This window comes from Bacillus sp. YKCMOAS1 (genome assembly GCF_030268125.1).
GTDB classification, from domain to species: domain Bacteria; phylum Bacillota; class Bacilli; order Bacillales; family Bacillaceae; genus Bacillus; species Bacillus safensis.
Window position 1 is genome coordinate 215499 of record NZ_BSEI01000006.1, and the last position, 25718, is coordinate 241216.

Genomic DNA, 25718 nt, shown 5'->3' on the forward strand with positions numbered 1-25718 from the left:
CTTTTCATAAAAAAACTGCAAACAAGTCCATTTTTCGTAAAAAGGATTGTTTACAGTGAAAGCTGCTTTATTTTGTTTCGTTATTTTCCTGCTGTTCGGCTACGCGGTCAAGTGCCATCGTATAGGCATCGTTGCCGTAGTTCAAGCAGCGTTTGACACGTGAGATGGTTGCAGTGCTTGCACCTGTTTCCGTCTCAATTTTATGATACGTGTTTCCCTCGCGAAGCATACGTGCTACTTCAAGACGCTGTGATAAAGATTGAATTTCATTGATAGTACACAAATCATCAAAGAATCGATAACATTCTTCCAGGTCTTTAAGGGATAAGATGGAGTTGAATAACTGGTCTAAGCTTTTGCCCCTTAATTTATCAATTTGCATCTTAATACATCTTCTCCTTTACTATTGCCACACCGCTTCGCACGATCTTCTAAGAAAGCGGTATCTTTCCTGACTAATTTTTTTAAAACCTCAGCAATGAGCTTTGAACAGATCATGACAGGTTTGGTTCTACGCTGAAAATGCCGTCAGGTTCTTTCGTAAGCCGAAGCTTCTTTATCGTAAACAAATTCGACAAGTTCTGTCATTTTCCTTGTATGACAATCTGACAAACTTGTTTGCTTCCGGTATAAAGATGACTTCTGCTTGGTTAGGTCTTCTGCCCTAATATATAGACTTTGCGGAAAGCTCAGCGAGACCCACAAATATGCGCCCCGCCTTGCTCGATCATTCAAAATATGTTGGCCGGTCAGCGTAACCGACAGAATCATTTTACAATTAGAGTACTTCATTCGTCATGTCAAAGCCCTCTGCTTTGTCAACAGCTCCACATAAGATCATGATCACTTACATGGCAGTGAAGAGAACCATAGCTCACTTCTGCCCTATAACAGCAGTCAGAAATGCGGCAAAGATGATACAGCTCCACTCTGTTATATTTTAACGCATTATAGACGGAAAGAGTACAGTTTTTTTCATGACATCAAATATTCCTCTTGGCGTCACTCGAATATATGGCAAATGTGTACTTTGGAAAAAGACAAGTGTATCAATTGGGCAGTCAAATGGATAGCCGCGCTCAATGAGCAGCTCGCGTAATGTTTGTTCCTGCTGAAGAATAGTCTCAAATGGTTCAGCCGATGCACAGCCTGATAATTGCAGCGGGATTTCATGCAAAATTTTCCCGTTCTCTGTGAGGACGATTCCCCCGCCAATTTCTTTCATCCGCTTATGTGCCAGCATCATATCCTCTTTATTTTTCCCGATCACTAAAATGTCACCCGTGAGCGAAAATGAGCTGACAAAGCCTTGCACTTTGTTTGCGAATCCTTTTAGCATCGTATTCACACGCCACTCGCCTTTTCGGTCAATCAGGCTAAAGAAGCTTTGATCATGGTCACATGACAGCTGGTTGATTGAGTTATCAATTTCCACTGTATAAGGCTCCATGATGACGGCATTTCTCATCTTCACACCTAGCGGCATAGAGAATTGCAAATCACTCATCGTCAGATCATACCCCAAATCTAATGGAAGAAGCCCGCCATTTTCCCATTTTGTTTCTTGGAATTGATGCTGGTTCTCGCCATCTAATTTGAGGATAACCCCTTTAGATATGACTGTTTCAGGATTTGGGTTCATTGGATCATCTAAAATATTCAAAGAAGCCAGCCGTCCAGGACCGACAACGCCTAATAAGTCATCAATTTGATGGTATTTTGCAATGTTAAATGTCGCCATATTATACGCATCAATGATCGGCACGCCTTCTTCAAGGGCGATCGAAATCAAGCGGTTAATCATGCCTTCCTCATAAAAGTGAGGAGCAGCACCATCTGTTGTATAGAAAAAGTGGTCATAGTGTCTAAAATCACGCTCATGCAATTCTCTTAAAATGTTCACTAAATCTGGGCGGATGGAAGAATGCCGCAATGAAACATGATAGCCAAGGGACAAGCGTTTTAACACATCGTCCGCATTCATCGCTTCATGATCACTGTCCGCGCCAAACAGCTTCATTTTTGTTAGCGTTTTCTCAGAAGCTCCAGGGAAATGCCCTTCAATTCGTTTTCTCTGCTTCTTCGTTTCTTGCATGCAATATAAAATGAGATCATCACCGTCCATCAATCTTGGCCAGCTTGTTAATTCGCCGCCTTGAAGGACGTCAGGATGATCAATCCATTCCTTCCGGTAGTTGACAGGCAGCATCTCATCTTCATATCTGACTTCCGTTTGAAGATCGTATCTGGACCACCAGAAATACTGAAATGGCTGCTTTTTTAATTCACACAGAGTGGAAAGCGCTTTCTTTTCATTGCTTTGCAAAAGAAGAAATAAGTTATCGCTGACCATTGTTGTTGTGCCAAATTGAGACACATATTCTGCAAGTGATTGGGGATTATAAATATGGAACGGGTGCGCGTGAGGCTCTATATACCCAGGCACAATGTATTTCCCTTCACAATCAATCACACGTTTAGCTGATTTATTTTGAGGAAGCTCTGCTCCGACATAAACAATTCGATCATCATGTATCCAAATATTTGCCTTCACCCATTGCTTCAAAAACGGGTTAAGCACGAGTCCATTCGTTAAAAGGAGTGTTGGAACTATTTTTGAGTCGACTACATCGATTTGTGTGCGGATGTCATTATTTCTCCAATTAAAAGTACGTTCGGACATTCACATACTCTCCTTCATTTGTATTAGCCCTATCGTAACATAACGAACCACGTTACGCATTAATGAAACGTTACAATTTCTTGAAATCACACTTAAAATAATTTAAAAAAGGAGATTCACCTTCAATGAAACCTAATCTCGGCTTAATGGAAGCGCTCATTAGAATTGCCTGCGGAATGACAATATGTACTGTAGCTGGATCCTTATATACTAGAAAACCATGGAGTAAAATGCTGCTTTTGGGCATCATGTTGGGCGGTATGAAACTAGGATCTGGCATTCTTCGTTTTTGTCCAGTGACATATATGTGTGAGCAGCAAAACACACATAAAGAGAAGGCTGAATAAGGCAGCCTTCTTTTTTATGTTCATTTCATCTCATTCCGCTGCTTCACACCATTCGACCATTGTCCCTGCAATGATTTCTGCTGCTTCTATCACATGCTCAATGTCGATAGATTCATTCGGAAAATGGGCAAGCTCCGTTGTTCCAGGTCCAAACACGATAATGGGAATACCTGCTGCCTGTGACAGTAATCCGCCGTCAGTTCCCCAAGGGGCGGCTTCGATCTTCGGCGGCTGCTTCATGACCGCTTCATATTGTTCCTTCAATAAACCTAAAAGCGGATGATCCGTATCGATTGAACCCGGTAGCCATCTTGCACCAAACCATTCGACCTCAACAGGATGCTCTTGGAACCATTCATCTTTTTCTCCGAGTCCTGCCATCCAATTTTCTAGTTCCTTTTCTGCCTGTTCTACTGTCTCACCCGGCATCACCCCGAGCCTGCCTTCCATTGTGACAAGGTCTGCTACAGAGGATGGCCAATCACCGCCTTGAATTTTCCCGATATTGATCGGAATTGGAATTGGAATATGCTGAAACAGCGGCTCCGTGATTCGCTGATTTCTTTCTTCTTCTAGTGCCGCTATATGTGAAAGGACAATCGTACTCTTTTCAATAGCAGAAACGCCGTGATATCTTGTTCCGCCATGAGCAGCCCTTCCTTTAATATGCAGTCTGAACCATTTAGATCCTTGCTGAATCGGAAATATTTTCATATGACTTGGCTCTGGAATGATGGCTGCATCTGCTGTATATCCTCTCAGTATGGCTGCAAGGGTGCCTGCACCGCCGCTCTCTTCTTCAACAACACTATGAAACACGACATCTCCCTTCAGCGGAATCTGAAGCGCATGCAGTGCCTCAAGTGCAAAGAGTAAAGAAACGTTTCCACCTTTCATATCTGTTGCCCCGCGTCCATAAAGTCTCCCGTTTATGATATGCCCGCTGTAGGGCGGATATGTCCATTGTTTGTGATCTCCTGCTGGGACAACATCCACATGCCCATTTAATAAAATAGATTTGCCGCCGCCTTTTCCTTTCAATCGTCCGGCGACATTAGGACTTCCTTTAAAAGAACGCCTTGGGGAATAAAAATACGGGTGGTTCAGCAAGTCATCTCCGCCAATGTCCCATATGTCGACATCAAAACCTATAGCAGAAAGTTTATTTGCTACGATTTGCTGTACGTCTTGCTCATTTCCTTGTGTGCTGTCACATTGCACCATTTGCTGAAGAAGCGTCACGGCTTCTTCCTTATGCTCTTTCATCCAGCTTCTGATACGTGTAATTGGCTGCAAGTCGGTCATCCTTTCTACACAACAGATTTGACATCAGGCGCTAAAATGAGCGGCGCCTCTGTCGCCCTCATGACATCTTCCGGCTGAAACGGCGGCATGACTTCACGCAAAATGAGCAGCTTTGATTTGACCTCAATGACTGCCATATCTGTAATAATCAGATCCACACAAGACTTAGCTGTTAAAGGCAGCGTGCAGGCGGCTTTTATCTTAGATTGTCCGTGTTTATCAAGGTGGCTCATCACGACCACTACCTTTTTCGCTTTTTGCGCGAGTTCAATCGCTCCGCCCATACCCGGTACTCGTTTACCTGGTACAATCCAATTCGCAAGATCCCCCTGACTGCTGACTTCTAGTGCACCTAAAATCGTCATATCCAGCATCCCTTTGCGAATGATGCCAAAAGCGGTTGTGCTGTCCATATATGAGCCGCCTTTTGTTAACGTAATAGGGAAACCTCCGGCATTGCACAAATTCGGGTCTTCTTCCCCTCGTGCTGGTGAAGCGCCTGCTCCCATAATGCCGTTTTCTGCATGCAGCCACACCTCGTAATGTGGTGGGATGTATTCAGCTGCAAGGGTTGGGATGCCGATCCCAAGATTGACGATCATCCCATCTTCAATTTCCTGTGCCGCACGTTTCGCTATGCGGTGTCTTAAATCGATGTCTCCCATGCCCATGTCCAGTTCACTCCTTTTGATTGCACGATCTGGTTCACAAATACGCCTGGCGTCACAATTTCCTCTGGATGAAGCCTGCCCACAGGCACAATCTCTTCTACTTCTGCAATGGTCCAGTCTCCTGCCATCGCCACAATCGGGTTTGTATTCCGTGCACTTTTATCAAAAATCAGGTTCCCTGCTTCATCTGCTTTGAGGGCATTCACAATCGCAATATCCGCAGTCAGCGCAGGCTCAAGAATATACTGCTTTCCACCTAGCGGAACCAATTGTTTCTCATCAAGATTGAGGCTATCCATGCCGACATCTGTCACAATGCCCGCTAAACCCATTCCGCCTGCCCTAATCTTTTCCGCTAGGATGCCCTGCGGGTAAAAAAGAACGTCTAGTGTACCCGCCTGCATTTTCTGCCCGGCAATTGGATTAGAGCCAATATGTGAAGCAATGATTTTCTTCACTCTTCCTTCTGTGATCAGCCTGCCAACACCAATTTGCGGGAAGCCTGCATCGTTTCCGATCAATGTCAGGTCTTTGATATTGGCTTCTAGGATGGCATCGATCAATGATGGCGGTGAGCCCACACCGCCAAACCCGCCAAACATAATGGTCATCCCGTCCTTAAAACGTGTGATCACTTCATCAAGACTCGCTGTTTTGTTCATCCTCTTTCCTCCCTACATGGCAGATGGGAAAAACCCTCGATTGATGACTTCTTGTTCAACCTGCGTCATTGTCTGCCCGAATAAATGAATGAGTTCATCCATCTCCTGCTGCGCGATGGAAAGCGGCGGTGCGATCATGATTGCTGCACCTCCTACGCCATCCTCTCCAGCGCTTGCTGGGTAAACAAGCAACCCATTCTGCTTGGCCGTCTCTACAACTAAATGTGTCATTTGAGCATGGGCAGGAAATGGTGTTTTCGATAATCGGTCTGCGACAAACTCAATGCCAATGAGCAGTCCCTTTCCTCTCACATCTCCTATAATGGAATGTTTTGATTGCAAATCCTTTAAAGCATTCATTAAATATCGGCCAGACAAATCAGCCCGTTCTGAAAGCTGGTGTTTTTTCATATATCGAATGACAGCCAGTGAGACGGCTGCTGAAAGCGGATTGCCGCTATATGTGTGGCCTGCCATCACAGAGCCCGAACCGCTGAGAATCGGTGCAATCACATGATCCGCTGAGACAGCTGCCGCAATTGGTGAATAGCCGGCGCTCATGCCTTTTCCGAGTACCATAATATCTGGTACGACGCCCCAATGTTCCATGGCAAACATTTTCCCAGTTCGTCCAAAGCCTGTCATGACTTCATCTGCAATCATTAAAATATCGTTTTCCTCACAAACTCGCTTCATCGCCTCAAAATATCCATCTGGCGGTACAAGTGCCGCGCCCGCTGCTCCAACAATCGGCTCTGCAATAAAAGCCGCAATCCTCTCTTTTCCTATACGCTGAATGACGGTTTTAAATTCCTGGACATACCATTCGACCTGCTTGCTATCTTCCTTTGGCAGCCATGAACGGTAGCTGTATGGCGGAGACAGCACCGGGTGTTTTTCGAGCAGTGGTTCAAAGCGCTCTCTCCTTGCAATATGTCCTGACATCGACAGCGCACCAAGTGTGATGCCGTGATAACTCATCCATCTTGAGATGATATGATTCTTCTCAGCCTTCCCCTGCTCCTGCCAATGCTGAATGGCAATTTTCATGGCGGTCTCTGTTGCCTCTGATCCGCTTCCGACAAAAAAAGACCAGTTCAGGTTCCCTGGGCAGAGTGTACTCAATTCATAGGCAAGTTCTTCTGCTGGTTCATTTGTGAATTGTGATCTGTACGTAAAGCTCACCTTTTTCGCTTGCTCTGTCATGGCATCAATGATGTCTCGTATGCCATGTCCAATACTTGCCGTGACAGCACCAGATGAGCCGTCTAAATATTTTTTCCCGTCCCGATCATATAAATAAATCCCCTCTCCTTTCACAGCCACAGGATAATGCTGATTCAACATTGGTTTGATTAAGTAATCCCGGGTCTCCACTTGTCATTCCTCCCTCTCTCGTCAGCAGCTGCATCTTTCTTTTTTCATGAATCGCAAGAAAATTTTGTATACTTGTTATAAGATTAGCTTAATCAAGAGGGCAGTCATCCTCCATTCGCCACATGCCCGAATTTCACACGTATTTTTTATACATCGTGTATAAGAGTGTTCAAAAGGAGGTCATGAGTCTATGGCGATTCTCGTCAAAGATGCACTCTCGCTCGATATCATGAAGGAAACAAAGCTGCTTGCTGGAGAAAATGGACTGGATCGCCTCATTCAGTGGGTGACCATCGTGGAAATTATCGAAGATACTTCAAGGCTTTCAGAAGGAGAGCTGCTTGTCACAACCGGCTTTGGGCTTGCAGACAATAGGGAAAGGCGCGCCCGGCTTGAAGAACTGATTCAATCTGATCGTCTATCCGCCATTGCCATTTATAAAGGCGTGTACTTAACGGAAATTCCTGCATCACTGATCGAAGCTGCCAAAAACAGCGGCATTCCACTCATCGAGATTCCTTCACATGTCAACTTCTCAGACATTACAAAAGCCGTTCTAGAGCAAATCGTCAGCAGCCAGCTCCACCAGCTTAAATATTCTTCAGCCATTCACCAAAGACTGACTCATTTAAATGTCAGCAATAAAAATGTCACACAAATTACAGATGAGCTGGCACATCTCACTTCGGCAAACATCGTTGTGCTTGATGTTTTTTTACATCAAACAGCAGTTCATCTCATAAAAGATGAAGTGACGTACTCTCCTGCTTTTGGCTTTCTGACAGATCGTGAACCAATTGAAACGACGCCTCTTCTCAAGCAGGCTGAGGAGAAAGGACGGCTCGTTTATGACACGTGCGGTGCGTTTGTCCTTGCTGCATGTCCGGTGATTGCAATGGGTGATATTTTCGGGTTTATTGTGTCTTTGAAGAGAAAGGATGCGTGGCATCATCTCGACGCGATTGCCATCGAGCATGCCGGAGCCGTGTATGCGATTGAATGGCTGAAGCAAAAAGCCATTCAAGATACAGAAAACCAAATGCAAGGTCATTTGTTAGATGATATTTTGCAGCAGCAATACACAGAAGAAAGCTATGTCATCGAACAAGCAACAAAGCTGCAATATGATATGAGCGATGAGCAGGTGGTCATCTACTTTCAATTTCAGCATCAGCACACACAGCTCGATCACCAAATGATGCAGCGCCTATCTCAATTGCTCACGTCGATATTTGAACGCAGACATATTCCTTTTTTACTTAAGACAAGGCTCGATTCCATTTTTGTTCTTACCCCCGCAGGAAAAAAAGCGTTTCAAGAAGCGGAGTGGTATCGCGCAGCAGAAGAGTGCCGGAGCACTTGGTCTTATTTTTTTCCCGTCCATCCGATCGTGATTGGTATTGGGAGAGCCTATGACCAGATCGGTCTCTTTGCAAAAAGCGCGAAGGAAGCACAGTATGCAGCAAGGCTTCTTCCGCTTTTAAAGACCGACGAATGCATCATTCATTATCAGAAGCTCGGCTTATACGGGATGCTTCTTGAAATGAATGAAGCGGGTATGAATTTGCATGACTTTTACGTGGAGTTGTTAAGTCCTTTGCTTTATACGAAAAAACAGGGAGCAGACCTGATCCATACACTCGAAGTGTATTTGGCCCACAATGAAAATATTCAAAAATCTGCGGGAGAATTGTTTATTCACAGACATACATTAAGCTACCGGCTAAAACAAATTGAAACGAGAACAGGCTGCAGCCTCAAATCCACGGATGATCGGATGAAGCTGCAGCTCAGTATCATGGCGTACCGCCTATCTGGTCTGCTTGATCAGATGAGAACCATTTCATGATTCATTCGGCGTTTTGACCCATAGATTCATATCTTCAATTTTGTCAAAAATATAGCAGTTGTTTTGAAAACGGCCGGTATACGTATACCCGAGCTGATAAAACACTTGATTCATTCCATAGGACAGTGCACGTGCGAGAGAATAAAAGACATAAATGTGCATGGATTGAAGTTCCTTTTCGAGTGCTAGAATCAAATGATGCATGAATCCTAGTTTTCTGTATGCCGGAAGGGTCGCACAATCTGTTAATTCCGCATGACCATAAGGCGCATTGATTTCAGCAGATGCTGCACTCACAATGTGCCCATCGTGTTCAACGGCATAAAACACCGTCCCTTCCTCCATCACCTTTTGGATGTAATCTGGCTCATTCATTGGCGTAGGATACGTTTCAAAGACAGTATCATAGAGCTTTGCCAGCTTGTGAATATCCTGCGTATCCGCTTTCCTCATCACATACTCATCCTGCCACGTGCCTTGATCTTTTTTGAGAGGCTTTTCTTGAATAGACGCAACAATTTCATCTTCCTTCAGCCAATATGGGCTGTTCATTCGACTCTCCGTCAGAAAGAGCGACATGCCGTACGCATCACTTCCAAGGAAATAATGAGAAAACACACCTTCAAGCCGAAAGCCTTTTTCTAAAAAAAGAGGCATATGCTCACGCCTGACTTTCACAATGACCTTAGAAGCCTTACAGTCCGCCGCTTCCTGAAGAACCGACTGAATCACATCCCGCACCCTGCCGCTATAGTCATCCAAACGAATTCGCTCATTAAATGAATCCATACAGATCAAAGCAGAAAAACGCTCGTTCGCAAGTTCCTTCAATTGCACCATATACTCATCCTCTCTTATAAATCAGCTAAAAAAAAAATCCAAATGGAACATGAAACAATGACGATACCAGAAAAAATCGACATGATCATATACCTAATGGCTGAGCCTTTTTTGGCTTTGTTTTGCTTTCTCGCTTCATACATGATGAGATTTGAGAACAGTATAAATAAAATAAGTAGTACGATGGCAAATAGAATGATTCCTTGAATGACCATGCTGCCTCCTCATAAATTCGTCATCCCATATTACTTCTTCATATTCGAGCATCATCCCTTCTCATGAACAAAAAACACCTTTCCATCTCGTCAGATAGAAAGGTGTTTTGATTAAACGTTTTTCCCCGCAGCCTTCAGCGCACGGGCACCAATGTCACGGCGATAAAATAGACCTGGCTGTATGATTTCTTCAACCGCTTCATACACTCTTGATCTTGCCGCTTCAAATGTGTCGTCAAATGCGGTCACATTCGCTACACGGCCGCCATTCGTGACGAATTGATTGTTTTCTTTTTTTGTTCCTGCGTGGAAGGTCACGACATCAGAGACAGTCGTTTGCAAGGTACCGATTGGTGTGCCTTTTGCATAGTCTTCTGGGTATCCTTCTGATGCAAGAACCACACTGACAGCCGCAGTGTCTTTCCACTGTAAGTCCACATCTTTTCCATCAAGAATATCGAGAAATACTTGAACTAGATCTGATTGTAGACGAGGGAGAACCACTTGCGTTTCAGGGTCGCCAAAGCGTGCATTGAATTCAATCACCTTTGAGCCTTCTGGTGTCAGCATTAAGCCAGCATATAAAATGCCTGTAAATGGACGCCCTTCCTGCACCATCGCGCGAGCTGCCGGTTTGACGACGTCCTCCACCGCTTTTCGGACGACTTCATCTGAAATTTGCGGAACTGGTGAATAAGCGCCCATTCCGCCGGTGTTCGGCCCTTTGTCATCTTCAAAGGCCCGTTTGTGATCCTGCGCAATCACCATCGGGTACACCTTTTCTCCGTTGACAAAGGCCATGAGTGAAAATTCTTCGCCTGTTAAAAATTCTTCGATGACGACAGATGCACTTGCATCGCCAAACTTTTCATCCTCTAAGAAATCATGCAGACAATCGATCGCCTCTTCAAGCGTCATAGCCACTGTCACGCCTTTTCCTGCGGCGAGCCCGTCTGCTTTAATGACAATCGGCGCACCCTTTTCTTCCACATACGCCTTTGCTTCTTCAAACGATGTAAAGGCAGCATAGGCGGCTGTCGGGATATGGTAATTTTTCATTAAGTCTTTTGCAAATTCCTTTGAGCCTTCAATGACCGCAGCTTTTGCATTCGGTCCAAATACTTTTAGACCTGCTTCTTCAAATGCATCAACGACACCTGCGATTAAAGGAACCTCTGGACCGACAATGGTTAAGCCGATTTCGTTTTCTTTTGCAAAACGAATTAATGCCTCATGATCGCCTTCGTCGATTGGTACAAGCTTCGCAGCATCTGTCATTCCATCATTGCCGGGTGCGACAAATACTTGGCTGACAAGTTCACTTTGATTCACTTTCCATGCGATGGTATGCTCTCTTCCGCCTCTGCCGATAATTAGTACGTTCACACTGTCATCCCCTTAATGTTTGAAATGTCTAACGCCAGTGAAGACCATGGCGATGCCGTATTCATCTGCCTTTTGAATCGATTCTTCATCACGAATAGATCCGCCTGGCTGAATGATCGCTGTGACGCCTGCCTTTGCAGCAGCTTCCACTGTATCGCCCATTGGGAAGAACGCATCAGAGCCTAGTGCGCTTCCTTTTGCCTTTTCACCTGCTTGCTCAATCGCAATGTTCGCTGAGCCAACACGGTTCATTTGTCCAGCGCCGATCCCTGCTGTCATTTGATCTTTCGCAAGAACAATGGCATTTGATTTCACATGCTTGACCACTTTCCAAGCAAGTTTTAAGTCTTTCCATTCGTCTTCTGTTGGTTCTCTTTTCGTTGGAATAGAGATCGTTGCTTCCTCTAAGCCGTACGTATCAATATCCTGAACAAGCAATCCGCCATGGACACTTGTCAGCTGTTTTTCTTTTTTCCCGAGATCCGCTTCTACATCTAATGTTAATAGACGAAGGTTCTTTTTCGCCGTTAACACGTCAAGTGCTTCTTGGCTGAACGAAGGAGCGATGACAATTTCTAAGAAAATCGTATGCAGTACGTCAGCCGTTTGTTTATCTACTTCACGGTTAAGTGCCACAATGCCGCCAAAAATAGAAGTTTCGTCTGCCTTGAACGCTCGGTCAAATGCTTCTGCAATCGTTTCTCCTGTACCAACGCCGCACGGGTTCATATGCTTCACAGCAACAGCGGCTGGCTCCGTGAATTCTCGTACAATTTGGAGTGCTGCATCTGCATCTTTAATATTGTTATAGGAAAGCTCTTTTCCATGTAATTGCTTTGCAGTAGCCAACGAACCTTTCGCTGGAAGAGCATTTTCATAGAAAGTCGCCGCTTGGTGCGGGTTTTCTCCATAACGAAGGGATTGTTTTTTCTCAAACGTGACAGTGAACTGTTCTGGCTCTGTTTCGCCAACAAAATTCGTTAAGTAATCTGCAATTAGAGCATCGTAAGCAGCCGTATGACGGAATACCTTTGCAGCAAGCTCACGCTTTTTCTCTAGTGACACGCCGCCTTCTTTGATTTGCTGAATGACTGTATCATAATCACGAGGATCGACAATCACTGTGACGTCTTGATGGTTTTTTGATGCTGCACGAAGCATTCCCGGTCCGCCAATATCAATGTTTTCAATCGCTTCTTCATATGTCACATCGTCTTTTGAGATCGTCTCTTTGAATGGATAGAGATTCACGACAACAAGATCAATCGGCTGAATGCCATGCTTTTCAATCTGCGCCATATGCTCATCGTTTTCTCTCACTGCTAAAAGCCCGCCATGAATGTTCGGGTGAAGTGTTTTGAGTCGTCCGTCCATGATTTCAGGGAATCCAGTGACTTCTGAAATCCCAATGACATCAATGCCGTTCTCTTGAAGAAGCTTGTGTGTACCTCCAGTTGAAATCACTTCAACACCAAGTTCTGTTAATTCTTTCACAAAAGGTACAAGATTCGTTTTATCGGAAACACTGATTAATGCGCGTTTGATCGTCATGCCTTCGTCACCTCATTAAGATAATTCTAAAAGTGATTTGATCACTTTTGGATATAGTGTGTGTTCTAGTTCATGCATTCTTTTTTCAATCGATTCAAGCTCTTCCCCTTGTTCGATGTAAATCGACGCTTGGTCAATGATTGGACCTGTATCCATGCCTTCATCGACAAAATGGACAGTAATGCCTGCCACTTTGACGCCTGCTTGATAGGCTTGACCAATAGCATCAAGCCCTGGGAAGGCTGGCAGCAAGGACGGATGGATATTAACAATTTTCCCTCTGAATGCTTCAAGTAATGTCGGACCAATCAGTCTCATATACCCAGCAAGGAAAACCCATTCCACTTCATGCAGCCTAAGCTGTTCAATGATCGTTTGTTCAAAAGCGGCCTTATTCGGAAAAGCCTTCGGGGTAAATGCAAAGGAGGGAATGCCCTCTTTCTCAGCACGGTCCAGCACCTTTGCCCCCGGTTTATCACAAATCACAATGGCAGCCTCTGCCTGCCACTGTTCTTTTTTTAATGTATCAATAATGGCTTGAAAATTCGTCCCGCTTCCGGAGGCGAAGATCGCAAACTTCTTCATGAGAGGCTTCCACCGCCGAATGTGACACCTTCTCCTTTTTGAACACGGCCGATGAGAAAAGCTTTCTCTCCGTCTTCTTCAAGTCCTCTGATCACTTCGACAAGATCATCTTCTTTTACCGCTAAGACAAAACCAATGCCCATATTAAACACGTTGAACATTTCTTCTGCCTTTAACTGTCCTTTTTCTTGAATAAAGGAGAAAATTGGCGGTACTGGCCATGAACCGTTATCAATCTCAATGCCAAGCCCTTCAGGTAGCATACGTGGTAAATTTTCAATAAAACCGCCGCCTGTCACATGTGCCATACCGTCAACCTTACCGGCTTTCACTTGTTTAAGAACAGGCTTTACATAAATTTTAGTCGGTTCAAGAAGCTCTTCTCCAAGCGGTCTTGTAAAAGGTTCATACGTCTGATGAAGGTCAAGACCAGCGTCTTCAAGCAATACTTTACGAACGAGAGAGTACCCATTGCTATGAATTCCACTTGAGCTGAGTCCAATCAGCAAGTGCCCCTCTTTGATGCTCTCTCCTGTCACGATTTCATCCTTTTCAACGACGCCTACTGAAAAACCAGCAATATCATATTCATCTTCTGTATAAAGACCCGGCATTTCTGCTGTTTCACCGCCGACAAGCGCTGAACCAGACTGCTCACAGCCGTCAGCCACACCTTTGACAATGGATTCAATTTTCAAAGGATCTGCTTTTCCGACTGCTAAGTAATCTAAGAAAAAGAGCGGTTCTGCCCCTTGTGCAAGCACATCGTTGACACACATTGCCACGGCATCGACGCCGATCGTATCGTGTTGATCCATTAAAAAGGCAAGCTTTAATTTTGTTCCGACACCATCTGTTCCTGAAACAAGAACGGGCTTTTTATATGGAAGCTCAGATAAATCAAACATACCGCCAAATCCACCTAGAGCACCCATGACGCCTGCTCTTTTTGTACGTTCTACGTGTGTTTTCATTCGTTTGACGGCTTCGTATCCTGCTTCGATGTCGACACCGGCGTTTTTATATGCTTCTGACATCCCATTCACTCCTTTTAGCTGCTTCTCTTCCATTTATTTTCAGCAGAATGAAAGAGCAGCATATCAAAGCATCTTGACTGCTGCTCCTTTATTCGATTATTTCGTCAGTGCTGTTTCCTTCACATGCGGAAGAACAGTATCTTCATAAATTTCAGTCGGGTATTTCCCAGTAAAGCATGCTAAGCATTGACCGCGCTGCGGATCATCATACTTTCTGCCAATCCCGTCCATTAAACCGTCTACAGATAAAAATGCAATGGAGTCTGCACCGATTTCCTGTCTAATTTCTTCCACTGAATGAGAAGAAGCAATCAGCTCTTCATGTGTGGACGTATCAATTCCATAAAAACACGGATGTGCAATTGGCGGTGAACTAATGCGGACATGGACTTCCGTCGCACCCGCTTCTCTTAGCATCGTCACAATGCGGCGGCTTGTTGTTCCGCGTACGATGGAATCATCCACCATCACGACACGCTTTCCTTCGACGACCCCGCGCACAGCAGACAGCTTCATGCGCACGCCCTGCTCACGCAGTGCTTGAGACGGCTGGATAAAGGTTCTGCCGACATAACGGTTTTTAATTAAACCGAGCTCATATGGAATACCTGTTGCTTCGGCATATCCAATCGCTGCAGAAATACTCGAATCTGGTACACCTGTCACAACATCTGCTTCGACATGTGCTTCCTCAGCAAGCTTTTTGCCAAGGTTCTTTCTCGCACTATGCACGTTGATGCCGTTGATATTGCTGTCAGGTCTTGAGAAATAAATGTATTCCATGCTGCACATGCTGCGGTTAATATTCATGGAGAAGCGCTCAGATTTGAGGCCTTCATCATTAATAATCAGCATTTCGCCAGGCTCCACATCTCGTAAATACGTGGCGCCGACAACATCAAATGCACATGTTTCAGAAGCAACGACATAAGCGTCCCCAAGCATACCTAGTGAAAGCGGACGTAAGCCGTTCGGATCAAGTGCCACAATCATTTCAGTTTCCGTCATAATTAAGAAAGCATATGCTCCTTTAAGCATGGACAGGGCATTTTTGATCTGCTCTTTCAATTCAATATAGCCGCTGCGTTTAATTAAATGAGCGAGCACTTCAGTGTCAGAAGATGTCTGAAATATACTCCCCTGGTTCTCTAGCTGCTGCTTTAATTGCGTTGCATTCACTAAGTTCCCATTATGAGCAAGGGCAAGACTGCCGTTGTTTTGCGAGCGGAAGAAAAGGGGCTGCACATTTTCAAAGCCGCCTCCGCCTGCTGTCGCATACCGGACATGTCCGATTGCACCTTTTCCTTTCAAATCCTTTAGCTCACCGTTTTGAAAGACTTCCGTAATCAGTCCAAGGCCTTTATGTGCCGTCAGGTTTTCACCATCTGTTGCAATGATTCCCGCACCTTCTTGACCACGGTGTTGAAGACTATGCAATCCGTAATATGTGATTTGCGGGGCTTCTTCGTGTCCCCAAACCCCAAAGACGCCACACTCTTCGTTTAAGCCTCTGATTTCAGCAAGCATGGGATCGCTCCTTTCCATGCGCGTTCAAGTTCGTTGACCGCTGCATGAATCCATTGTTGTCCTTCTTGATTTTTGACGGTGAATACACCATCATTTGTGACCGTTCCAACTTCTTTCGCATCTTTGACAGCCGCAGCAAATGCTTCGCGGTGCTCTGGTTTCACTGTGACAACAAAACGTGACTGTGTTTCACTGAATAATGAAGCTGCGCTGTTTAAATCCATTTGGATATGAGCGCCAAGACCGTCTGTTCCAAATGTACTTTCAGCAAGTGCGACACCAAGACCGCCTTCAGACACATCGTGTGCTGATTGAACAAGTCCGTTTTGAATCGCAGCAAGAAGGGCTTCCTGACGTGTGAGCTCTACATCCAAATCAATTTCTGGTGCTTTTCCGTAAATACGGCCTTCTGTCATCTTTTGTAGCTCACTGCCTGCGAATTCTTCCTTCGTCTCACCAATCACGAAAATCACATCACCAGCCTGCTGGAATGACTGCGTCGTAATATGAGCTGTATCTTCGACCAAACCAACCATCCCAATGACTGGTGTTGGGTAAATGGCTGTTCCATTTGATTCGTTATATAAAGAGACGTTACCACCGATAACTGGTGTGCTTAGCTTGCGGCAAGCTTCGCTAATACCGTCAGCAGATTTTTCAATTTGCCAGAAAATTTCTGGTTTCTCTGGGTTACCGAAGTTTAAGTTATCTGTTACTGCAAGCGGACGAGCGCCTGAGCACACAATGTTACGTGCTGCTTCTGCGACTGCGATTTTCCCGCCGACCTCTGGATCAAGGTACAGATAACGTGCGTTACAATCGGTTGTCATCGCAAGGGCTTTTTTCGTTCCACGGATTCTTAAAACGCCCGCATCAGAGCCTGGTGCAACGACTGTATTTGTCCGAACCATGTAGTCATATTGATCATAAACCCATTCTTTACTTGCAATTGTTGGCTGCTGGAGAAGCTGCTTTAACGTGTCGGCTGCATCTGTGATAGCAGGTGCTTCAACTTTTGTTTCTAAAAACTCACGATAGTAGGCAGGCTCACTTGACGGCTTGTGATAAACCGGCGCTTCTTCTGCAAGCGCGTCAACAGGAAGCTCACATACCACTTCACCTTGGTGAAGTAAACGAAGCATTTTATCGTCTGTCACATGACCGACTGATACCGCTTCAAGATCGTATTTTTCAAAAATATCAATGATCTCTTGTTCACGGCCTTTTTCAATGACCAAAAGCATTCTCTCTTGAGATTCAGACAGCATCATTTCGTATGCTGACATGCCTGTTTCACGCTGCGGGATGAGATCTAGATTCATCTCGATACCAGAACCTGCTTTACTCGCCATTTCCGCACTTGAGCTTGTTAAGCCAGCCGCTCCCATATCCTGAATCCCAACGAGTGCATCGTTTTTGATGACTTCAAGGCACGCTTCAAGCAGCAGTTTTTCCATGAACGGATCACCGACTTGAACAGCTGAGCGTTTTTCTTCTGATTCATCAGAAAATTCCTCAGACGCAAATGTTGCACCGTGAATTCCGTCACGTCCCGTTTTGGCACCAACGTACATGACCGTGTTGCCAACACCTTTGGCCTGCCCTTTTTTAATGTCCTCATGGTTGATTAGTCCAACACACATTGCATTCACGAGCGGGTTGCCTTCATAGCTTTGATCGAAATGAACCTCTCCGCCGACTGTTGGAATTCCGATACAGTTTCCATAGCCTGCGATCCCTGCCACTACTTCTTCAAACAAGTACTTCACGCGCGGTGAAGTCAGTTCACCAAAACGAAGAGAGTTTAATACAGCAATTGGACGCGCACCCATGGAGAATACATCACGGATAATTCCGCCGACACCTGTCGCCGCTCCTTGATACGGTTCAATCGCAGATGGATGGTTATGTGATTCGATTTTAAATACAACCGCTTGGTTGTCTCCAATATCAACGATTCCAGCGCCTTCCCCAGGACCTTGAAGAACGTGCTCTCCTTTTGTCGGGAATTTGCTTAAAACAGGCTTTGAGTTTTTATAACTGCAATGCTCTGACCACATGACAGAAAAAATACCCGTTTCTGTGTAGTTTGGCAGCCTGCCAATAATGGATTCGATTAAAGCGAATTCTTCATCACTCAATCCCATTTGCTGATACAATTTCTCTTCTTTAATTTGCTTGTGACTTGGTTCAAGCAGTAGTGACATGAGTGTCCCTCCAATTTTTCACGATAGATTGAAACAATTTAAGTCCGTCTGCGCTGCCTAGTAATGAATCAACCGCGCGCTCAGGGTGCGGCATCATGCCGAGTACATTGCCCTCTTCATTCGTTACACCTGCAATTCGATTCACACTGCCGTTAATATCGTCTCCGTAAGTGAAAGCGATTTGGCCGCGTTCAATGAGCTTCGCTAAAGTGTCTTCATCACAGTAGAAGTTGCCTTCACCGTGCGCTACAGGAATCGTAATGGATTCGCCTTTTTGATAACCGCTTGTAAATTGCGTTTCGTTGTTTTCTACAATGAGTTCAACTGGTCGACAGATAAACTTCAAGTCTTTATTTCGTCTCATCGCACCCGGAAGAATGCCAAGCTCCTGAAGAATTTGGAACCCGTTACAAACACCAAGAACAGGTTTTCCTTCCTCAGCTGCTTTCTTCACCGCCGGCATGATGTTTGAGAAGCGAGCGATCGCACCACATCTTAAGTAATCCCCATAGGAGAAACCGCCTGGTACGAGTACACCGTCAAAACCGTCAAGACTCGTTTCGTCGTGCCATACATATTCAACTTGTTCACCTAGCTCATCTTGAATCGCATGGTACATATCGATATCACAGTTAGAGCCAGGCAAGACGATCACTGCAAACTTCACTGTGCGACAACCTCCTCCACCTCATAGCGGTAATCTTCAATCACCGTGTTGGCAAGTAATTTTTCGCACATTTCTTTGACGACTGTGTCTAAATCACGATCTGATTTTTCAATGACAAGCTCCATGTATTTCCCGATACGGACATCCTTTACTTCCTGATAAGACATGCTGTGCAAAGCGTGCTGCACGGCACTTCCTTGTGGATCAAGAACGCTCTCTTTTAAGCTGACAAAAATTTTCACTTTATACATGTTTATGGCCTCCAAGTCTTTTGAAAATTTCTTCGTATGCATTCGTTAAGCCGCCCAGGTTTCGTCTGAACACGTCTTTATCAAGCTTTTCGTTTGTATCTTTGTCCCAAAGCCTGCACGTATCAGGTGAAATCTCATCAGCTAGCAAAATACGATTCTCGTGATCTATTCCGAATTCAAGCTTGAAATCAATTAAATTCACATGACAGTCTGAGAAGATTTGCTTTAATTCTTCATTCACTTGTCTTGTGATCTGTTTCATTTCCTCTACCTGTTCAGGTGTCGCTGCATGTAAAATGCGAATATGATCTTCTGTAATGAGCGGATCGCCGAGTGCATCATCTTTGTAGTAAAACTCAATCAAAGGTGTGTCCAGTTTCGTTCCCTCTGGAATGCCGAGGCGTTTTGACATACTGCCTGCCACTACATTTCGTACAACCACTTCAAGCGGAACAATCTGCACCTTTTGAATGAGCTGCTCTGTTTCAGAAAGGCGTTTCACAAAGTGATTGTTGACTCCTTTCTCATGCAGCATTTGAAAGATTAAGCTCGAAATTTCGTTGTTCAATCTGCCTTTGCCTTCGATTTCGGCTTTCTTTTCGCCGTTAAATGCTGTAGCTGAGTCTTTATATTCAACATATAAAATATGCTCGTCATCGGTCTGATAGATTCTTTTCGCTTTGCCTTCGTAGAGAAGTTCTTGTTTCACAGTCATTCAGGTTGGCCTCCTAATTTGAATGTTGGCAATTTTCAGGATTGGGCGCCTGGCGAGCAGGCGGCCCGTTTCTTACGCAAGACCTAGACGTTCGAAAATCATATCGACATTTTTCAAATGATAATTGTAATCGAAGCAGTCAGCGATTTGTTCAGGTGTTAAACGTGACGTGATTTTTTCTTCTGCTTCTACTAATGAACGGAACGGCACTTGCTTCTCCCACGCTTCCATTGCCTTTGGCTGAACCGTGTCATATGCCTCTTCACGTGCCATGCCTGTATCGATTAAGGCAAGAAGAACGCGCTGTGAGTAAATTAAGCCAAGAGTGCGGTCCATGTTGCGTTTCATGTTCTCAGGGAAGACCGTCAAGTTTTTCACGATGTTTGAGAAACGGTTGAGCATATAGTTCAGTGCAATCGTAGCATCTGGTAAAATGATGCGCTCAGCAGATGAATGAGAAATATCACGCTCGTGCCAAAGCGGTACATTTTCATAAGCTGTCAGCATATATCCACGAATAACGCGGGCAATTCCCGTCATATTCTCAGAACCGATTGGGTTACGCTTATGCGGCATTGCTGATGATCCTTTTTGTCCTTTTGCAAAGAACTCTTCTACTTCACGTGTTTCACTCTTTTGAAGACCACGGATTTCAACAGCAAATTTCTCAATGCTCGTTGCCACTAAAGCAAGAGTAGCCATGTAATCTGCATGACGGTCACGCTGCAAGGTTTGGGTTGAAATTGGTGCAGCTTTGATGCCAAGTTTCTCACATACATATTGCTCAACAAACGGGTCGATGTTCGCATATGTGCCAACAGCTCCAGAGATTTTGCCGTATTCAATGCCAGCTTTTGCTTGTTTAAAACGTTCTAGGTTACGCTTCATTTCTTCGTACCAAAGTCCAAGCTTCAGGCCAAATGTTGTCGGTTCAGCGTGTACACCGTGTGTACGGCCCATCATGACGGTATATTTGTGCTCTTTTGCTTTTTCTTTTAGTATGTCAACAAATCTCTCAATGTCCTTGAGCAAGATATCATTCGCCTGTTTTAATAGATATGAAAGCGCCGTATCCACTACGTCTGTCGATGTTAATCCGTAATGAACCCACTTTCTTTCCTCTCCTAGAGATTCAGATACAGCACGCGTAAAGGCAACCACGTCGTGGCGCGTGTCTTGTTCAATCTCCAGAATACGTCCAATATCAAAGCTTGCATTTTTGCGCATTGTCACAACGTCTTCTTTCGGAATGACGCCAAGCTCTGCCCAAGCTTCACAAGCGAGAATTTCTACTTCAAGCCATGCATTAAATTTGTTTTCCTCTGTCCAGATTGCTGACATTTCTGGTCGTGCGTAACGTTCGATCATTTCCCGTTTCCTCCATCTCTTTCAGTCCATATCTTTGTGATGTTTGTCATCCATTCATCATCGAGCTGTTTCATAAACGTCATATGCCCCATTTTGCGGCCGGCTTTTACTTCATGCTTTCCATATAGATAAAGCTTCGCTTCTTTGAGAAGCTCAGGATGCTCTTTTGGAATGTCCACTTCATCGCCTAATAAATTCACCATCATTCCCTCTGATAAAAGGGCTGTACCGCCAAGCGGCAGACCACATATAGCGCGGACGTGCTGTTCAAACTGACTTGTCTCACATAAATCGAGCGTATAATGACCAGAATTATGCGGGCGTGGTGCCAGTTCATTGACGAGCAGCTTTCCGTCATTTGTCAGGAACAGTTCTACAGCAAGGGTACCAACCAGCCCTAGCTTTTCAGCCAGTGTTGTTGCCAGTTCTTTCGCCTTCTCCTGAATGCGATTCTCTACCCTTGCAGGTAAAATGCTTTGGAACAAAATATTATGCTTATGAATGTTCTCAGCGACTGGGAATACTGCGATCTCTCCATGAACAGAACGAGTGACGATCACCGAAAGCTCCATTTGGAATGGAACCCAGCTTTCTAAAATACAAGTTCCATGTGTGAGAAGTGCAGCTGCTTCCTGAAGCTGTCCTTTTTCTTTGATGACGTACTGTCCTTTTCCGTCGTAGCCGCCTCTGCATGTTTTCAGCACGGCTGGCAAACCGAGCACGTCCACTGCATCTTCCAGCTCTTTCTCATCATGAATGATGCGGTAAGGTGCTACTTCACAGCCTGCGTCTACAATCCCTTTTTTCTCGGTCTCACGATTTTGAGTTAAAAGAAGAAGGTCGCTTCCTTGTGGTAAATAGGCTTCTTCCTTCAGCTGATTCAGTGCATCATAATCGATATTTTCAAACTCATAAGTCACCACATCGCTGATTTCTGCCAGCTTTCGAATCGCTTCAAGATCACTATATGCGGCTGTGATTTCTGTATCGGCAACCTGTCCGCAAGGAGATTGTGTGACCGGGTCTAGAACTGCTGCCCGGTACCCCATTTGCTTTGCGCTGACAGCCATATATCTGCCAAGCTGTCCGCCGCCAATGATACCGATGGTTGCGTTTGGAAAAATGGTCTGCTTAGCCAAGCTGATCACTGCTTTCTAGTACAGTCTGTTTTGTCTGCTCTCTTCTTTCTTCAAGGCGAGCTGCGATTGTTTCATCAAATGCTGAAATCATTTGTGCGGCAAGAAGGCCTGCATTTGTTGCACCTGCTTTGCCAATTGCTACTGTAGCAACTGGTACACCGCCTGGCATTTGAACGATGGATAATAAGGAATCCAGCCCGTTTAGTGCTTTTGATTGTACAGGCACACCAATGACCGGCAGTGTCGTTTTTGCTGCGACCATTCCCGGTAAATGTGCTGCGCCTCCAGCACCGGCAATGATGACCTTTAGTCCTTTACCTCTTGCTTCAGTCGCATATTCAAACATCAAGTCAGGTGTCCGGTGTGCGGATACTACCTGTTTTTCATACGGAATGTTTAATTCCTCTAAGATGTCGCACGCATTTTTCATTGTTTCCCAATCAGATGTACTTCCCATGATGACACCTACAAGCGGCTTCATTTTGTCCCCACCTTTAAGCTGATATTCGATTTTGTATCGTTTGACACGCTTCCCAAACCTAAGCAGCTTGTCAAACGCCGAACAAAAAGGCCCGATTTGCATTGCATTGTTAGGAAGCAACACAAACCGGGCCATGGTAAGCGCTGTTCGCTTTTGTAACGCCATGTCAGTTTTGTTCACTATCCTGCATAGTCCAGTTATTTACGGTAACCGGGTAGAAACTTATGGGCCATATTCCCAAGATTATATGAGGCTCGTGTTTTGATTTCATGTTTATCTTAACAACGGATGTTCATCATGTCAACGGATTTATCGAACAATCTATGAAGTCGTCGTTTTAATGTTCGGATTTAGACTATTTTTCCTTCAAATACGATTTTTTTCCCAATCGGAATGATCTGAATCGACCCATTTTCCTTCTTTTCCTGAAAAATCGGTTCCTCCATTCGTCGGACAGGCGAGTAGCCTTCCGCTGCCATCTGGGACAACACTTGATCAATCGTCATGTTGTCTTCCACATAGAATTTTTTCTTCTTTGGTTTTGCGGTCATTCTTTAATTCTCCTTTTCTTCACAGCCTTCACCCAGAAGCCGCCGTGAATCGATTTGGGCTCATATGAAATGATAAACGCCTTTGAATCCAGCGTCTTAATCGTTTCATATAATTGCAGTTCATATTTTCTCGGTGTTAAAATTTGCAATGCTGTCCGGTCTCCTTCAAGACCGCCTGCTACCCAGCTGGTGACACCATATCCTTTTTCTCTCAATTGTCTTGGGAGATCGACATCCAATTCTTTTGTGATCACGTTAACAGTTGTGTAGCCAAGTGCCAGCTTCTCTTCAATTTTCATCCCGACAATGATTCCCATTCCATAACCTAGCGCATACGCAATGACATTTTGTATTTGATCTAAGTTATCTAGAACGATACTTAACCCAATGACATAAATGAGCATTTCGATCGTACCCGCAAAAGCAGCTGCGTACCTTCTGCCTTTCATTGTTAAAATCAAACGCATGGTGGAAAAAGAAACATAGACAATATTAATCACTAAAATGATTAAAACCATGGTGAACGCATTGGATAAAAGTTGTTGAAGCACGATTCGAACCCCCTGCACTAAAAAATCAAATAAAGCACCCCATATTCTACTAGAGAACATACCTTGATACAATCAAATTTACGCGATCAAAACACATATATCTTTCGACAACAAGGGTGGTCTTTGTTACCAAGAGTTTACCCGTTTTTTTCTCTTCTCAACATGAAAACCCCCTTTTTCAAAAAAGGAGGTTTTCAGTGTGTTTTATCCGAATCGAACAGGAACAAGTGATGGAATCAAATACTCCCCGACTATGCCCCAGAGCAGCGCAATGATGACAAGCTCAACCAATAAAAAGATCCAGCCTGCATACATCAAATCTCCACGTACGGCATCGTGCTCCGATTGAATCGAGCGAAAGAGCACGACCGCAATCAACTGAAGGCCGACAAACATCATCACGGATAATATGACGGTCACATATGGAATATTCAGCATGGCAAATACAAGCCAAAGGATGGATAAAACCAACACCGGCACAAGCGCAGCACCAAACTTCATGATCACTTCTTTCAGTGATATGTTTCCTTTTAGCATGTATTTTCCGAGCAGCCAGACGGTGAGCATCATCAATGTCAACACAATGAGTGTAAAGACTGCAACCCTCAAAAAGGCGTCACCAAAAGAATAATGAATGCCAAAGCCTAATAAACGGGTTTTTGACGCCTTTAATTGAACATAGTTGCCTAAAGCAAAAAACACACTGAATAACACAATCGAGATCCAGGCGTACTTCATACGCAATGTTTCCGCTTGATTGATGGCCTGGCTCGGTGATTTTAACATCGCCAGTCCATATGAACCATAGCGCTTAAACGCGCCTCCTACACCTTGCAGCATACGCTGGATGGTTGAACGCTCATCCTCTGCTGATTTTGAGATTCTTCCACGTTTTGCAGCGCTGCGGCTGAGGCGGGATTGCCTTGTTTCTTGATCTATTGATGACTCTTCATTTTTCTTTTCAGATGTCCTCTGATCTTGATCTTTCTCTAACATCTCATATCAACTCCTATCCAATCCTTACAGGTTCAAGTGAATGAACTGTTCGGATGACTCCTCTTAAAGTAGCGGAGTCTCTCTATTCAGTCAAGATTCCTTGACGTTCATACGAATAGACGGATAAAAGGCAGAAGAGGTTTTAAAATGGAGAGAAAATAAGACAAAACAAAAAAGCTGACGGCCTCCATCAGCTTTTTATCAATGTTGAAATTCATGGTCAACGATAGTGACTCCGCTTTCCTTGCTGAACTCGGAGATTCTCCTGATGAGCGGGGAACCGAGTCTTTTTGGTCGTATCGACCTGTGTAATATGTCCATTATGAATGGTGATGACCACTGATCCATAGTCGATCCCTTTTAAGGCAGATAAAATATAATTCAGCTTTTGTTCATCCATCGCTCATCCCCCTATTTTTGTTTTCGCTCTTTTAAATAGAGAACCTCATTTTCCAGCTCATGAATTGTATAATGCATGAGCGCTTCCTGCTTTTCTTCATGCCCCCATAAAAGGAGCTTTTGAATCAGCACCTGCTTTTTTCGTTCAATCACCTGTCTAAGCCAGCGTGACAAAAGACATCTCCTCCCCCTTTTGAATGTTTGCAAGAAAAAAAGGCACCCTGAAACCTTCTATTAAAAAAGGAAATCAAAGCGCCTTTGGTGATCCAATCAGCGAATTATGTCTTTTTATCATAAACACATAATTCCTATAAGTCAACTATGTTTTGATTTTTTTAACAAAAAACAGCAGCCCCAT

27 protein-coding genes and 1 riboswitch are annotated in these 25718 nt (G+C 44.5%); of the genes, 2 read left to right on the top strand and 25 right to left on the bottom strand.

Annotation, left to right across the window (positions count from 1 at the left end):
* Nucleotides 1–67 precede the first annotated feature (67 nt).
* Nucleotides 68–382: a YerC/YecD family TrpR-related protein gene (locus tag QSJ46_RS17570; RefSeq protein ID WP_024424524.1), complete on the bottom strand. Its 315-nt coding sequence runs from the start codon at nucleotides 380–382 to the stop codon at nucleotides 68–70.
* 558 nt (nucleotides 383–940) lie between these two features.
* Entirely contained in the window at nucleotides 941–2683 is a 1743-nt protein-coding gene (locus QSJ46_RS17575; protein WP_285605104.1) for an adenine deaminase C-terminal domain-containing protein, read from the bottom strand.
* Between the two features lie 125 nt (nucleotides 2684–2808).
* Between QSJ46_RS17575 and QSJ46_RS17580 the strand changes: the two genes are divergently transcribed.
* On the top strand, nucleotides 2809–3030 hold the full coding sequence (locus QSJ46_RS17580; RefSeq protein WP_285605105.1) for a YgaP family membrane protein: 222 nt from the start codon (nucleotides 2809–2811) through the stop codon (nucleotides 3028–3030).
* Nucleotides 3031–3060: 30 nt separating this feature from the next.
* Here QSJ46_RS17580 and QSJ46_RS17585 read toward each other — a convergent pair whose 3' ends face one another.
* The 4 genes from QSJ46_RS17585 to QSJ46_RS17600 are packed head-to-tail and all read right to left on the bottom strand — an operon-like array spanning nucleotide 3061 to nucleotide 7045.
* On the bottom strand, nucleotides 3061–4326 hold the full coding sequence (locus QSJ46_RS17585; RefSeq protein ID WP_285605106.1) for a peptidase: 1266 nt from the start codon (nucleotides 4324–4326) through the stop codon (nucleotides 3061–3063).
* A gap of 14 nt (nucleotides 4327–4340) precedes the next feature.
* Entirely contained in the window at nucleotides 4341–5006 is a 666-nt protein-coding gene (locus tag QSJ46_RS17590; RefSeq protein ID WP_285605107.1) for a 3-oxoacid CoA-transferase subunit B, read from the bottom strand.
* The gene (locus QSJ46_RS17595) at nucleotides 4982–5668 is read right to left on the bottom strand and encodes a CoA transferase subunit A (RefSeq protein ID WP_064497684.1); all 687 of its coding nucleotides are present in this window, start codon (nucleotides 5666–5668) and stop codon (nucleotides 4982–4984) included. Before QSJ46_RS17595 ends, QSJ46_RS17590 begins: the two co-directional genes overlap by 25 nt.
* 12 nt (nucleotides 5669–5680) lie before the next feature.
* Nucleotides 5681–7045: an aspartate aminotransferase family protein gene (locus QSJ46_RS17600; RefSeq protein WP_107164016.1), complete on the bottom strand. Its 1365-nt coding sequence runs from the start codon at nucleotides 7043–7045 to the stop codon at nucleotides 5681–5683.
* Nucleotides 7046–7235: 190 nt separating this feature from the next.
* Here QSJ46_RS17600 and QSJ46_RS17605 point away from each other — a divergent pair, with 190 nt between their 5' ends.
* Nucleotides 7236–8894 (top strand): PucR family transcriptional regulator, encoded by a 1659-nt coding sequence (locus QSJ46_RS17605; RefSeq protein ID WP_285605108.1) that lies wholly within the window; start codon nucleotides 7236–7238, stop codon nucleotides 8892–8894.
* On the opposite strand, the gene ablB is transcribed toward QSJ46_RS17605, so the two are convergent.
* From ablB to QSJ46_RS17700, 19 genes are all read right to left on the bottom strand, one after another.
* Nucleotides 8889–9734: a putative beta-lysine N-acetyltransferase gene (gene ablB, locus QSJ46_RS17610; RefSeq protein WP_224930622.1), complete on the bottom strand. Its 846-nt coding sequence runs from the start codon at nucleotides 9732–9734 to the stop codon at nucleotides 8889–8891. The two genes, QSJ46_RS17605 and ablB, sit on opposite strands and share 6 nt — an antisense overlap.
* Nucleotides 9735–9748: 14 nt before the next feature.
* Complete coding sequence (locus tag QSJ46_RS17615; RefSeq protein ID WP_047202800.1) at nucleotides 9749–9949, bottom strand: hypothetical protein; 201 nt, start codon at nucleotides 9947–9949, stop codon at nucleotides 9749–9751.
* A gap of 111 nt (nucleotides 9950–10060) precedes the next feature.
* Entirely contained in the window at nucleotides 10061–11335 is a 1275-nt protein-coding gene (gene purD / locus QSJ46_RS17620) for a phosphoribosylamine--glycine ligase (RefSeq protein ID WP_285605109.1), read from the bottom strand.
* A 12-nt stretch (nucleotides 11336–11347) separates the two neighbouring features.
* Nucleotides 11348–12886, bottom strand: coding sequence for a bifunctional phosphoribosylaminoimidazolecarboxamide formyltransferase/IMP cyclohydrolase (gene purH / locus QSJ46_RS17625; RefSeq protein WP_024426697.1), 1539 nt, complete (start codon nucleotides 12884–12886; stop codon nucleotides 11348–11350).
* Between the two features lie 15 nt (nucleotides 12887–12901).
* Nucleotides 12902–13471 carry a phosphoribosylglycinamide formyltransferase gene (purN, locus tag QSJ46_RS17630; protein WP_058837849.1) on the bottom strand — a complete coding sequence of 190 codons (570 nt, stop codon included), beginning with the start codon at nucleotides 13469–13471 and terminating at the stop codon, nucleotides 12902–12904.
* Nucleotides 13468–14508, bottom strand: a complete 1041-nt coding sequence (purM, locus tag QSJ46_RS17635) for a phosphoribosylformylglycinamidine cyclo-ligase (protein WP_047202803.1) — start codon at nucleotides 14506–14508, stop codon at nucleotides 13468–13470. Before purM ends, purN begins: the two co-directional genes overlap by 4 nt.
* Nucleotides 14509–14604: 96 nt before the next feature.
* Nucleotides 14605–16035, bottom strand: a complete 1431-nt coding sequence (gene purF / locus QSJ46_RS17640) for an amidophosphoribosyltransferase (protein WP_039183010.1) — start codon at nucleotides 16033–16035, stop codon at nucleotides 14605–14607.
* Nucleotides 16011–18242 carry a phosphoribosylformylglycinamidine synthase subunit PurL gene (purL, locus tag QSJ46_RS17645; RefSeq protein WP_073979912.1) on the bottom strand — a complete coding sequence of 744 codons (2232 nt, stop codon included), beginning with the start codon at nucleotides 18240–18242 and terminating at the stop codon, nucleotides 16011–16013. Before purL ends, purF begins: the two co-directional genes overlap by 25 nt.
* A complete protein-coding gene (gene purQ, locus QSJ46_RS17650) occupies nucleotides 18226–18909 on the bottom strand; it encodes a phosphoribosylformylglycinamidine synthase subunit PurQ (protein WP_024424510.1) in 684 nt (227 codons plus the stop codon). Before purQ ends, purL begins: the two co-directional genes overlap by 17 nt.
* Nucleotides 18906–19160, bottom strand: a complete 255-nt coding sequence (gene purS / locus QSJ46_RS17655) for a phosphoribosylformylglycinamidine synthase subunit PurS (protein ID WP_003214349.1) — start codon at nucleotides 19158–19160, stop codon at nucleotides 18906–18908. The genes purQ and purS overlap by 4 nt, the downstream gene beginning before the upstream one ends.
* Entirely contained in the window at nucleotides 19153–19875 is a 723-nt protein-coding gene (gene purC, locus QSJ46_RS17660; protein WP_039176936.1) for a phosphoribosylaminoimidazolesuccinocarboxamide synthase, read from the bottom strand. Before purC ends, purS begins: the two co-directional genes overlap by 8 nt.
* A gap of 72 nt (nucleotides 19876–19947) precedes the next feature.
* The gene (purB, locus tag QSJ46_RS17665) at nucleotides 19948–21243 is read right to left on the bottom strand and encodes an adenylosuccinate lyase (protein WP_024426701.1); all 1296 of its coding nucleotides are present in this window, start codon (nucleotides 21241–21243) and stop codon (nucleotides 19948–19950) included.
* Nucleotides 21240–22382, bottom strand: coding sequence for a 5-(carboxyamino)imidazole ribonucleotide synthase (gene purK / locus QSJ46_RS17670; RefSeq protein ID WP_212040335.1), 1143 nt, complete (start codon nucleotides 22380–22382; stop codon nucleotides 21240–21242). The genes purB and purK overlap by 4 nt, the downstream gene beginning before the upstream one ends.
* Entirely contained in the window at nucleotides 22375–22863 is a 489-nt protein-coding gene (gene purE, locus QSJ46_RS17675) for a 5-(carboxyamino)imidazole ribonucleotide mutase (RefSeq protein ID WP_039183007.1), read from the bottom strand. Before purE ends, purK begins: the two co-directional genes overlap by 8 nt.
* A gap of 169 nt (nucleotides 22864–23032) precedes the next feature.
* A riboswitch (purine riboswitch) is annotated at nucleotides 23033–23134 on the bottom strand.
* 79 nt (nucleotides 23135–23213) lie between these two features.
* A complete protein-coding gene (locus QSJ46_RS17680; protein WP_012009137.1) occupies nucleotides 23214–23414 on the bottom strand; it encodes an NETI motif-containing protein in 201 nt (66 codons plus the stop codon).
* Nucleotides 23411–23965 (bottom strand): DUF2179 domain-containing protein, encoded by a 555-nt coding sequence (locus tag QSJ46_RS17685; protein WP_024424505.1) that lies wholly within the window; start codon nucleotides 23963–23965, stop codon nucleotides 23411–23413. The genes QSJ46_RS17680 and QSJ46_RS17685 overlap by 4 nt, the downstream gene beginning before the upstream one ends.
* A 204-nt stretch (nucleotides 23966–24169) precedes the next feature.
* A complete protein-coding gene (locus tag QSJ46_RS17690; RefSeq protein WP_151284106.1) occupies nucleotides 24170–24961 on the bottom strand; it encodes a hypothetical protein in 792 nt (263 codons plus the stop codon).
* Nucleotides 24962–25181: 220 nt separating this feature from the next.
* Nucleotides 25182–25361 (bottom strand): YezD family protein, encoded by a 180-nt coding sequence (locus tag QSJ46_RS17695; RefSeq protein WP_047202807.1) that lies wholly within the window; start codon nucleotides 25359–25361, stop codon nucleotides 25182–25184.
* An 11-nt stretch (nucleotides 25362–25372) separates the two neighbouring features.
* Nucleotides 25373–25534: a hypothetical protein gene (locus QSJ46_RS17700; RefSeq protein WP_166644707.1), complete on the bottom strand. Its 162-nt coding sequence runs from the start codon at nucleotides 25532–25534 to the stop codon at nucleotides 25373–25375.
* Nucleotides 25535–25718 lie beyond the last annotated feature (184 nt).